Origin of the sequence: Pseudobutyrivibrio sp. (assembly GCF_015057185.1) — a bacterium.
Taxonomy (GTDB): Bacteria; Bacillota; Clostridia; order Lachnospirales; family Lachnospiraceae; genus Pseudobutyrivibrio.
Window position 1 is genome coordinate 16,957 of sequence record NZ_SVEV01000012.1, and the last position, 11,533, is coordinate 28,489.

An 11,533-nucleotide genomic window follows, 5' to 3' on the forward strand; every position below is an offset into this window, starting at 1 on the left:
AGAACAGAAAAAAGCGCTCAGGCGAGCAATGTACCAGGATGTTGATATAATGTACGACTTTTTCGCAGGGAATAAAGACTGGGAAGATGACGGATTCGAAGAAGCTTTGGAAACCGTTCCCGGAATAACTCGTGACGAATACGATCAGTATTGTTTTGAGGATAGAGAGTTCTTTGCAGGAATTCTTAAAATAGCAGTAAAATCATCTACTGACGAAGATTTCCTTAATGCCATTCTTAATCCCGATCTCAACAAAGCCTATAAAACTGCCTCAGAAGTTTCCGGAAGTGTCGTATCCTTAGAGGATTTCAAGGAGTTAATGGAATATGGCGGAAAAGAATTTTTTAAAACTTTTGAAAGCAATAACATGATTGAAGCCGATGATGAAATGGATGAGGACGAACTAGCAGATGTTGTTGGTGGTATAAGTGACGACGAACTTATGAAAATACTTAAGTTCATATTAAAAACAATTAAACATGGATGCTTCGTAGGGGCTTCACTTGTTGATACTCCAACAGGGGCAAAACCAATTTCAGAGATTAAAGCCGGAGATATTATTTTCAGCCTGGATGAAAATAACAACCGTGTAGAATCAAAGGTTACCGACACTATTAGTGCGGAAGAAAAAATAATTGAAGTTATTTTCGAGAATGGAAAGAAATGGGAAACCACATCTTCTCAGTGGTTCTATGATGGAAACAAGTTCTATGACATTTGGCAGCACAATGAGCATGATATCTTCTCTCTTGAAGGTAGTTCAAAGGTTAAAAGCATTACTGAAACAGGACGTAAAGACAAGGTTTACGATATCGTTGTTGACGGTATGAACATTATGTTTATAAACGGTATGGCTGCAGAAGGCTACGGCTTGTAATATTATAAAAAATCCCCGGCAGAAAATTCCTTTCTGTCGGAGATTTTTATGCCATCTGTCTAGAAGCCATCTCGTAAAATCTTCCTTTTCTTACCATCAGTTCTTCATAGGTACCTTCTTCAACTATTTTCCCCGAATCCATAACAATAATCCTGTCGCAATTTATAACCGTTGATAATCTGTGGGCTATAACAATTTTTGTAGCATCCAACTTCTCTAAAGTGTCAAGCACAATTCTTTGAGTTTTATTATCTAGTGCACTTGTGGCCTCGTCCATAAGTAAAATCTTCGGATTATCCAACAGAGCTCGGGCTATAAGAATTCTTTGCACTTGACCACCTGATAACGTGCCCGCTTCTTCATTTATCATTGTAAAAAGTCCCATTGGCATTTCTTTAATATCATTTTCTAAACCCACTTTTCTTATAACCTCGGTCACACGACTCATATCACAATTTGGGTGTGTTATAGTGATGTTATCATATATATTTCCATTGACTAAGCCACCACTTTGCAAAACCACTCCAAATTTCCTTCGCAATTCCCTCTTGTCTAATTCCTCCATATCTTGCCCATCATAATAAATACGACCAAGCTGCGGCTTTTCAAAACCTAACAAAATCTTAATGAGCGTGGATTTACCACTCCCAGAACTTCCAACTATGGCAACATATTCACCACTATTGATATGAAGAGTAACCCCCTGCAAAACAGGTACTTCATTATCGTCATAGCTAAAAGTTATATTGTTAATCTCTATTTCCCCTAAAAGTTCCTCTGGCATCTCTGCATCACAAGTATTCTCGGGTAAAGTTTCAAGAATTTGTTTTGCCATTTCGTACGTTGGATAAACCTGATTAAGTACAAGTATTCCTTCCACAAACTCAAATAACGCTGCTTGAAATGCACCATAAGCTGCTATAAATCCCATAAAGCTTCCAATTGATAAATCAAGATTCTGAGTTCCCATCATACAATAAAAGCCTATCAGACTAAGTACCTGTACTGTATCTAAAAATATTTCTGTAACAACAGTCAACTTCTCTTTTTTTATATTTAGTTTTCTGGACTCTGTAAATCCATATAAATATTGGTAAATCGCTCGGCCTTCTGATGCACTTGAACGCAGCTTTTCTATCCCTTTAATATACTGAAACAAGTCAGAATTCGTCTTTTGATCAATTTCAACCTTTAGTCTTTCATAATGTATTTGCTTAATACCAATTACAAAAAAAGTCGCCAAAGATAGTATCAAAAGAAAAATAGCCCATGGTAATAGCTCCGATGAATAGCTAATCATAGCAAACAGGTAAGCTATGGATAACACTGCTGAAATAGCGCCCTTAAAAAAGACTTCAGATACAATATTAAAAACACGAGTAATATTCAAGGTACGAATACCCAAATCTGCAGTCTCGTATTTTCTGAAAAAACTTTCCGGCAAATTAAAAACCCTATCAATAACCGCGCTTTGAACTGCATATTCCATTGAATTCATAGCTCGAAAAACTGATAGATTTTTTACTGTTGTAAATCCTATATTTCCAATGGCAAATGAAAGTATCATGGCGCCAAACTGTATAAGTGATTCCATGTCGCTAAAAGGAATATAGATGTCATACATCAATTCATTCAGGTATGGAATAAATAGACCTATAATAACTCCTAAGATTGATAGTACGACAAAGCGAACCCAATCTGAGATATATGCCTTATGCAATCCAAAAGCTATAAGCTTGCGTAGAGTAATCTTTTCATCTGGAAAAGGTCTGTAAAACATAACAGCTTGGGAAGATAAACGACTAGCAAATTCAGCATCTACTTTATTAATTTCATTTTTCTGGCCATCATAATAACGATATTTCCTATATCCACAAGCCTCAACAAAGACTGGTTCTTGAGTTTCCTTTTCAAATCCAATAAAATTTCCACAATCTAATTTATACCATTTTTCTGGTAGCTGAATTTCTCTGACAGTAAAATGAGATAGTCTGGCAATGTCATTAATAGTAAATCTTTTTCCTGCACATTTTGTAATTTTTATAAGGGGTGCAATATTTATTTTTTCTTTTGAACATAATAAAGCAGTGCAATCATAAAGCGCATTTCCTGACACCCCAATAGCTGCCTGTATATTATGTCTTCTTGTAAAAAAGACATTCCGTATAAGATTTAGCGATTGTTCAGTAGTTCTGCCTTGTTCTCTGGTTGACTTATAAATATTTGCCTCTTCTCTGACATAAAAAAGATTATAATGTTCTATGAATTCCGTCTCAAAGCTATTTAAATCGCCTAGCTCTACACCTGCTCTTATTGCAAAATCCCTCCTGACCTTAAGAAGAAGATTTTTATCAATATCTTCAATAGATTCAAGCCAAACATTTCCCACTGCAACAAAGCCAAATCTCCATCGTCCCAAAGTATTACTATCATATGCCAACCCAGGAATAAGTTCGCCTTTTATTGCTTCCAAAAGAAAAAACCTATTGCGCATGCCTTGTTCTGGAATAGGCAAAATATACACTAAAACCCTTCCCTCTCGAACCCTGTATACACAATCTGAACTCTCAACCATATATATACCAGATCCGGAAATATGAATTGCATCTTTATTTACATTACTCATCATATTACCTCGTTTACGCCTGTACTTGAATCAAATCACTATACAATCCAATCTGCTTCATAAGACTATCATGATTTCCACGCTGCACAATTTTACCATGTTCCATCACAATTATTTCATCACAATCCTTGATTGTTGAGAGTCTGTGAGCTGAGATAATGCATGTACATCCTCTTTTTTTTATATTTTTCATTATTTCTTCTTCAACCAAAGGATCTAGAGCACTGGTAGCCTCATCCAATATCAAAATGCTTGGATTAGTAGCAAGGGCTCTAGCTATCTCAAGTCTTTGTTTCTGACCTCCAGAAAAATTAGCCCCATTTTCCAGCACGATGGAATCGTATGCCCCTCGTCTTCCCATGATAACATCATGAATACACGCATCCTTTGCTGCTTTAAGCATATCTACCTCTGTTATATTGTTGTTCCACATTGTTAAATTATCTCTTACTGTGCCGGAAAACAAAACGGTCTCCTGATTGACTATTGACACACTACAAGACAAAACCTCAGGTGGAATCTTGTATATTTGATGGCCATCCAATAAAACCTTGCCTTCCCATGGCTGATATAAACCACAGCATAGTTTTGCCACTGTCGTCTTTCCACTTCCGGAAGGTCCAACAAAAGCAATAGACTGACCACTGTTGATATTAAAACCAAAATCATGGACTAAGGGACTTTCTAAAATACTATATCCAAAGGACACCTTTTCAAGTATTACATTTCCATTTAATTTTGTTCCTATATCATCCAACTGTTCCCTGTTTTTTATATGATAGTCCTCCTCGTAACGCAATATATCTTCGACGCGTCGCGAATCTGCTCTGGCAGTTTGAATCTTTGTCACAAAACTTGACAATTCACTTAAAGGTTCAATGAAAGAGACCAAAAGGCTGTTAAATGCCACAAGTGTACCTTCCGTCATTTTCCCCTTAATTATCAGACAACCCCCAATTATCAGTACAACAATCGTGGTTATCTGTTCTGTAATATCTTGCAGGGCATCTAAAATCTCCTGCTTTTTTCCTAGCTTTTGTTCTGTTTCAATTGTTTTTGCATAATAGCCTTGAATTCTTCCTGCAAATTCATTTTCTATCCCCGATGCTTTAATAGAATCCGACGCTGATATACCTGCCAAAAGACTACCAAGCATTTTTCCTTGATCCTGCTGATATTTTAAAGTTGTATCTCCCATTGAAGCTGAACCGATTTTCATAATCACAATACTAAAAAGCGCAATACTAACGCCCACGGCAGTAAGAATAGGACTATAGATTAATAATAATATTAAATAAAAAATAGTCACAAACAAATTAAGTACATTTTCAGAAACATCACCAGTCAAAAATATACTAAGATTATTGTTATTCTCAACGCGATTTGATAGGTCTCCGGCATATCTCTGAGCAAAAAAATTAATAGGGAGGTTAAAGAAATGAATCAAGTATTTGTAGGAAGATATGAGAATAAGCTTGTTTTGCATTCTTTGTAGCAAAATACCCCTATAGAAACTAATTGCACCTTTTAAAAGCATTGCAAAAAACATCGCAGTAATCAAACCGAAAAAATAATTATCATTTCTTCTGATTAGTATTTCATCAATGAATACTTTTGAAAAAACAGGAATCAACAATCCAGGGATTACCAAAAACAGTCCCATAACAACAAGAGCTGAAACAGCCTCTCGCTGGCTATTTAGCATATCAAGTATAACAACATGAAAATCATTTTTTCTTTTTTCACGAATAAAGTTTTCTGTCTTAGAAAATGTTAAGACTACACCGGTAAACCCTTCATCAAGCTCTTTATAAGTTAACCTACGTCTCCCCGCCGCAGGATCATTTATAATATAATGTTTCCCCTTTCTGCCTTCGTATACAACAAAATGATTAAAATTCCAATGAATTATAGATGGAACTTTAATTTCCATTAAGCCACTTATATCCTTTCGATATCCATGAGCCTCGAGCCCATATTTTTTAGCGGCTCTCAGTATATTCTTTGCATTACTACCATCTCTGGAAACGCCACATTCAAGACGCATTTTCTCCAAAGGAATAAATCTTCCAAAATAACCAAGTACCATCGCTAAAGCAGCAGCACCGCACTCAGTTGCTTCCATTTGATAAACTGTAGGAGTTTTTACATACTTATAATTTTTCATAATTTTCACTGTACAATCAAGGATAGTGGACTTTCTTCCTCTATTACTATATCCGCCGAAACCATTGTTCCATTAACCATTTCTATCTTTTTGCCTTTCTCGCCAGACCACCAATATCCACTGGTAGTACTTTCATCTTTTTTTAGCTTTAACCTTACTTCAACTACAGGTCCATCCTTAAGAAAAGCATCTACTAAAGAGTTGACTCCCACCTGATTTGAAATTTCATCTCTCGAGGTGACATAATTATCTACATATTCCACCTCGCCTTTCATATACCCATACTCACGTTTGTTGATATTACTAGGATAAATAGAAGCCTCCATTCCAACCTGAATTCTTCTAGCATCCTCTACCGGAACATAACACACAACAATACTATCATTTTGATTTCCAAGCGCTACACGGGCAACAAGGTCACCTATAGTCAGTAGCCTCCCCTCAACTACAGAAAGTTCTGTCACCTCTCCCTCTAAGGTCGAGTAAATATACTGTTCTAGTGTTTTTCCATTATCCCTAATGTAAAGTTTGGCTATAACATCCCCTCTTTTCACATAATCACCTTTGTCAATATTAATAGTATCAACAGTTCCAGACACATCTGAATAAACCGAATGAATTCCCTCTCGGTTCATAAATATTCCATTAGTGGATACAATTTGATGCATTGTCCCAAACAGTGCCCAGACAAAAACAGCTGCTATAATAACTACTAATGCAACCATAACAAGCCAAAATGATGGTGATACTATCACAATAGCCTTATCCAGCTGATCCGCAGATGAAAGGTTGTCAGTTTTTGATTTTTTATATATTTCATGCATATAGCACCCCTGTGGCTAAAGTAACACAATACACTTATTACATATAGTATCACCTCTTTGTGTATTTTTTATAACATAGGTGTGTCCATTATTAGTTAGCCGGCATATAAAAGGGGTGGATGGATTTTAGACAAATAAAAAAGAGCCTTGTAGCTATCAAGCTCTTAGTATTACTCAAGCGAAGCATTCCAAGCTGAGCGGAGTAATATCTAAGGCTTGAGAGCGTAACAAGGCTCTCTCAAAACCTAAAAACAAACCTAACCCGGAGGTGCCGGGCCTATCAATTGACTCCTAGCTCTAGCTAGGTGGATCGCCGCAACTAATCTTTTGTCTTCCACTGCGAACGGAGGCCTGACAGCCGATTAGAAATATAAGCATTCCATTTAAAGTAAATGTAGGTTCAAAAAGGATAAGTTAAATCGTACATCCCAGGTTAGGAAACATTCGGTATTTACTACCTGCAATTATAGTACACCAAATTTGTGTCAAAATAAAGAACTGTTTTTTCACAGAGTTACATATAAGTCCTATATTACAAAATAAAACCCATCTCGTAACATTAGTCACAAGATGGGTTAGAATTACATATATTTATATCGTAGGCCAATGGGTCTTTTGATTAGAGCTGTGGACCTGCAGAAACAAGTGCCTTACCAGCCTCGTTAGTTGTGTACTTAACGAAGTTCTTGTTGAATCTAGCAGCAAGATCCTTTGCCTTCTCTTCCCACTCAGAAGCGTTAGCATATGTATCTCTAGGATCAAGGATACCAGAATCTACGCCTGGAAGCTCTGTAGGAACTTCGAAGTTGAACATTGGGATAGTCTTTGTAGGAGCCTTCTTGATATCACCAGAAAGGATAGCATCGATGATACCTCTTGTATCCTTAATTGTGATTCTCTTTCCTGTTCCATTCCAACCTGTATTAACAAGGTAAGCCTTTGCTCCAGACTTCTCCATCTTCTTAACAAGCTCCTCAGCATACTTTGTTGGGTGAAGCTCAAGGAATGCCTGACCGAAGCAAGCTGAGAATGTAGGTGTAGGCTCTGTGATACCTCTCTCTGTACCAGCAAGCTTAGCTGTAAATCCTGAAAGGAAGTAGTACTTTGTCTGCTCTGGTGTAAGGATAGATACTGGTGGAAGTACTCCGAATGCATCAGCTGAAAGGAAGATTACGTTTTCAGCGTCAGGACCAGCAGAAACCTTATTTACTTCAGCTGCAATATTGTTGATGTGCTCTATTGGGTAAGATACACGAGTGTTCTCTGTAACGCTCTTGTCATCGAAATCAATCTTTCCATCAGCAGCTACTGTTACGTTCTCAAGAAGAGCATCTCTTCTGATTGCGTTGTAGATGTCTGGCTCAGATTCCTTATCAAGACCGATAACCTTTGCGTAGCAACCGCCCTCAAAGTTGAATACACCATTGTCATCCCAGCCGTGCTCATCATCACCGATAAGGCGACGCTTAGGATCTGTAGAAAGTGTAGTCTTACCTGTTCCAGAAAGACCGAAGAAGATAGCTGTGTGCTTTCCATCCATATCGCAGTTAGCTGAGCAGTGCATTGAAGCCATGCCCTTAAGTGGAAGGAAGTAGTTCATCATACTAAACATACCCTTCTTCATCTCTCCGCCGTACCATGTGTTGATGATAACCTGCTCACGAGATGTAATATTGAAAGCAACACAAGTCTCAGAGTTAAGACCGAGTTCCTTATAGTTTTCAACCTTAGCCTTTGAAGCATTGTAAACTACGAAATCTGGCTCAAAGTTTGCAAGTTCTTCTGCTGTTGGCTTAATAAACATATTCTCAACAAAGTGAGCCTGCCATGCAACCTCAACGATGAAACGAACTGCCATACGGCTATCCTTATTAGCTCCACAGAAAGCATCTACTACATAAAGGTCCTTATTTGAAAGTTCCTTCTTTGCAAGATCCTTTACCTTAGCCCAAACTTCTTCAGACATAGGATGGTTATCATTCTTATAATCATCTGATGTCCACCATACAGTGTCCTTTGAATTCTCATCCATGACAATGTACTTATCTTTAGGTGAACGACCAGTGTAGATACCTGTCATAACGTTAACAGCGCCAAGCTCTGTTTCCTTACCTACTTCATATCCTTCGTTCTTTGAATCGAGCTCTGCCTTGTAGAGTTCCTCGTAAGAAGGATTGTGAACGATACTAGTTGTTCCTGTGATGCCATACTTTGTTAAATCAACATTAGCCATCTTGTCTTACCTCACTTTTCTAATTAATTTTCTTATTAGTTAACCCTTGAATTCAAGGGCTATAAACTAATTTTCGCTAAATATCATTTTAGCCATTCAACCGGATATTGTCAATTAATTCACAAAAAAATTGTATGCCGAATTATACAATTTTAATCCTTTATTTTAAGCAAAATGCCGAGTATTTCTACTCGGCATTAAAAGTTGATTTTCAATTAAAATACAGGAACTACTGCTCCCTGATATTGATCATTGATGTAATCTCTTACTTCATCAGAAAGAATTGCATTTACCAAAGCCTTAGTCTTCTCTGTCTCTTCATTGCCTTCCTTTACGCAAACAATGTTAGCGTATGTTTCAGCAGCAAGAGAATCTGAAGCCTCATATGCAAGAGCGCCAGTTACACCTGCTGAAAGTGCATAATTTCCATTGATTACTGCAAAATCAACATCCTCAATTGATCTAGGAATCTGAGCAGCTTCAAGCTCTTCGATTTCTAAGTTGTAAGGATTCTCTTCGATATCAAGAACTGTAGCTGTTACACCAGCATCTTCGTTAAGAGTGATAAGTCCATTTGCCTCAAGAAGAAGTAAGGCTCTAGCCTCGTTTGTTGTGTCGTTTGGTATAGCAATGCTTGCGCCTTCTTTAATATCATCTAAAGATGATGACTTTCCGGCATAAATTGCCATTGGCTCAAAATGAACTGGTGCAACACCAACAATGTGTGTGCCATTCTGCTCATTGAAATCATTTAAATATGGAGCATGCTGGAAGAAGTTTGCATCTAATTCTCCATCCTCAAGCGCTGTGTTTGGAATAATATAATCATCATAAACAACAATCTCAAGTGTGTATCCCTGCTCCTCTAGATTATCCTTAATCTGCTCAAGAATCTCTGCATGAGGAGATGCGCTTGCACCAATCTTGATAACCTTGTCATCTGAAGAAGCCTCTGTAGAGCTTTCTGCCTTTTCCTTTGATCCGCATCCTGTGAATACTGCTGATGTAGCTAAAACCCCTACTGCAAATAATGTTAGTAATTTCTTTTTCATTTTTTTATCCTCCTGTCCGTTCTATTAACTAGTCTCATTCCTACTTCCTGGAACACCTGCACGATGATCACAAGAAGAACAACGTCAATAACCATAACGTCTGTCTGGTATCTGATATATCCGTATGTGTGGGCCATCTTTCCAAGTCCTCCACCTCCTACGAAGCCAGACATTGCTGAATACCCTAAAATTGTTGCAAAGGCAATTGTCAAACCAATTAAAAGTGATGGTCTAGCCTCTGGCAAAAGTACCTTTGTGATAATCTGCCAATCTGTAGAACCCATTGCTTTTGCAGCCTCAATAACGCCTTCATCAACTTCCTTTAATGAAGATTCTACCATTCGAGCTACAAATGGAGCAGCTGCTACAACAAGAGGAACTATTATGGCTGTAGTTCCAATTGTTGTGCCAACCACGAATCTAGTAAATGGAAGGATTGCAACTAATAAAATTAAAAATGGTATGGATCTCAGAATGTTAATTGCAAGACCTAAAACCAAATTAACAACTCTGTTTTCTTTGATTCCACCCTTGTCTGTAATAAATAAGAGAACACCAAGTGGAATACCAAATACATAAGCTAATATTGTAGCAACTATAACCATATAAAAGGTTTCTCCTGTTGCCTCAATTAAAAGTGGTATTAAAACATCTGCTTTCATTTAAACCTCTCCTTTCTGAAGGTTTTTAACCTCCTCAGCGAAAACGCCTTTTGATGAAAGAAACTCTTTAATCTCTTCAACCTGTGTCCTGTCTTTTGGAGTTTCTATAAGGAGCTGTCCATAAGCACTTCCACCTATATCAGCTGTACTAGCACCTAAAATATTAAGTTCCATTCCTGTGTGTAAAATAAGCTGCGCAATAGCTGGCTCATATGAAGACTGCCCATCAAATACCACTCTGATGTAATCCTTTGTTGGTACTGGCACGCCCCCATCCTCTTCCTCAGGAACGATGAGCTTTCTGGCTGTTTCAGACTTTGGATTCTTAAATATTTCTCTAACATCTCCAAATTCTTCAACAACGCCCTGGCTCATAACTGCTACTCTGTCACATATCTGCTCCACTACTCTCATTTCATGAGTGATAATTACGATAGTAACACCAAGCTTTTTATTAATATCCTTTAATAGCTTTAGGATATTTCTAGTTGTAAGGGGGTCAAGTGCTGAAGTTGCCTCATCGCAAAGTAAAACCTTTGGGTCTGTAGCAAGGGCTCTTGCTATAGCAACTCTTTGCTTTTGTCCACCTGACAGCTGTGCTGGATATGACTTTTCTTTATCAGCCAAATCTACAAGGGCCAAAAGCTCTCTAGCCTTTTCCAATGCCTTTTTTCTTTTTACACCAGAAATCTCAAGTGGATAACATACGTTGTCAATAACATTTCTCTGGGCTAAAAGATTGAATTGCTGGAATATCATTCCTATGCTGCGTCTAGCAGTTCTCAATTCCTTTTCACTGGCATTTGTTAAATCCAAATCTTCAAATATTACTTTGCCAGCTGTAGGCCTCTCTAACATATTTAAACATCTAACAAGTGTAGATTTTCCTGCCCCCGAAAAACCAATTATTCCAAATATTTCGCCATCGCGAATTTCAAAACTAACATTGTGAACGGCGTCGACTTTACCGCTCTTAGTTTTGAACTCTTTGGATACGTTTTCTAGTCGTATCATATTAATTTTTGCCTCCGATCGATCATAAACCTATTAATCAATAGGTTTTTACTTTATTGAGTATATCAAATAATAGAA

Annotated in this window: 8 protein-coding genes and 1 other RNA gene; 1 reads left to right on the forward strand and 8 read right to left on the reverse strand. The window is 37.5% G+C overall.

Annotation, left to right across the window (positions count from 1 at the left end; genetic code table 11):
• The first annotated feature begins 49 nt into the window (after positions 1-49).
• Entirely contained in the window at positions 50-877 is an 828-nt protein-coding gene (locus tag E7276_RS06300) for a Hint domain-containing protein (protein ID WP_294215142.1), read from the forward strand.
• A 46-nt stretch (positions 878-923) separates the two neighbouring features.
• On the opposite strand, the gene E7276_RS06305 is transcribed toward E7276_RS06300, so the two are convergent.
• From E7276_RS06305 to E7276_RS06340, 8 genes are all read right to left on the reverse strand, one after another.
• On the reverse strand, positions 924-3,506 hold the full coding sequence (locus tag E7276_RS06305) for an NHLP bacteriocin export ABC transporter permease/ATPase subunit (RefSeq protein ID WP_294215145.1): 2,583 nt from the start codon (positions 3,504-3,506) through the stop codon (positions 924-926).
• A 10-nt stretch (positions 3,507-3,516) separates the two neighbouring features.
• Entirely contained in the window at positions 3,517-5,670 is a 2,154-nt protein-coding gene (locus tag E7276_RS06310; protein ID WP_294215148.1) for an NHLP family bacteriocin export ABC transporter peptidase/permease/ATPase subunit, read from the reverse strand.
• A gap of 5 nt (positions 5,671-5,675) precedes the next feature.
• Complete coding sequence (locus E7276_RS06315) at positions 5,676-6,494, reverse strand: HlyD family efflux transporter periplasmic adaptor subunit (RefSeq protein ID WP_294215150.1); 819 nt, start codon at positions 6,492-6,494, stop codon at positions 5,676-5,678.
• A gap of 255 nt (positions 6,495-6,749) precedes the next feature.
• A non-coding RNA gene (gene ssrS, locus E7276_RS06320) (6S RNA) lies at positions 6,750-6,932 on the reverse strand.
• Positions 6,933-7,113: 181 nt separating this feature from the next.
• Positions 7,114-8,727, reverse strand: coding sequence for a phosphoenolpyruvate carboxykinase (ATP) (gene pckA / locus E7276_RS06325; RefSeq protein WP_294215154.1), 1,614 nt, complete (start codon positions 8,725-8,727; stop codon positions 7,114-7,116).
• A gap of 215 nt (positions 8,728-8,942) precedes the next feature.
• On the reverse strand, positions 8,943-9,779 hold the full coding sequence (locus E7276_RS06330) for a MetQ/NlpA family ABC transporter substrate-binding protein (RefSeq protein WP_294215157.1): 837 nt from the start codon (positions 9,777-9,779) through the stop codon (positions 8,943-8,945).
• The gene (locus E7276_RS06335) at positions 9,776-10,441 is read right to left on the reverse strand and encodes a methionine ABC transporter permease (protein ID WP_294215160.1); all 666 of its coding nucleotides are present in this window, start codon (positions 10,439-10,441) and stop codon (positions 9,776-9,778) included. The genes E7276_RS06330 and E7276_RS06335 overlap by 4 nt, the downstream gene beginning before the upstream one ends.
• Positions 10,442-11,455 (reverse strand): methionine ABC transporter ATP-binding protein, encoded by a 1,014-nt coding sequence (locus E7276_RS06340; RefSeq protein WP_294215161.1) that lies wholly within the window; start codon positions 11,453-11,455, stop codon positions 10,442-10,444.
• Positions 11,456-11,533 lie beyond the last annotated feature (78 nt).

Coding starts and splice junctions, on each gene's coding strand:
- E7276_RS06300 (WP_294215142.1), top strand. CDS start 50: ATGTACGACTTTTTCGCAGGGAATAAAGACTGGGAAGATGACGGATTC.
- E7276_RS06340 (WP_294215161.1), bottom strand. CDS start 11,455: ATGATACGACTAGAAAACGTATCCAAAGAGTTCAAAACTAAGAGCGGT.
- E7276_RS06330 (WP_294215157.1), bottom strand. CDS start 9,779: ATGAAAAAGAAATTACTAACATTATTTGCAGTAGGGGTTTTAGCTACA.
- E7276_RS06335 (WP_294215160.1), bottom strand. CDS start 10,441: ATGAAAGCAGATGTTTTAATACCACTTTTAATTGAGGCAACAGGAGAA.
- E7276_RS06315 (WP_294215150.1), bottom strand. CDS start 6,494: ATGCATGAAATATATAAAAAATCAAAAACTGACAACCTTTCATCTGCG.
- pckA (WP_294215154.1), bottom strand. CDS start 8,727: ATGGCTAATGTTGATTTAACAAAGTATGGCATCACAGGAACAACTAGT.
- E7276_RS06305 (WP_294215145.1), bottom strand. CDS start 3,506: ATGATGAGTAATGTAAATAAAGATGCAATTCATATTTCCGGATCTGGT.
- E7276_RS06310 (WP_294215148.1), bottom strand. CDS start 5,670: ATGAAAAATTATAAGTATGTAAAAACTCCTACAGTTTATCAAATGGAA.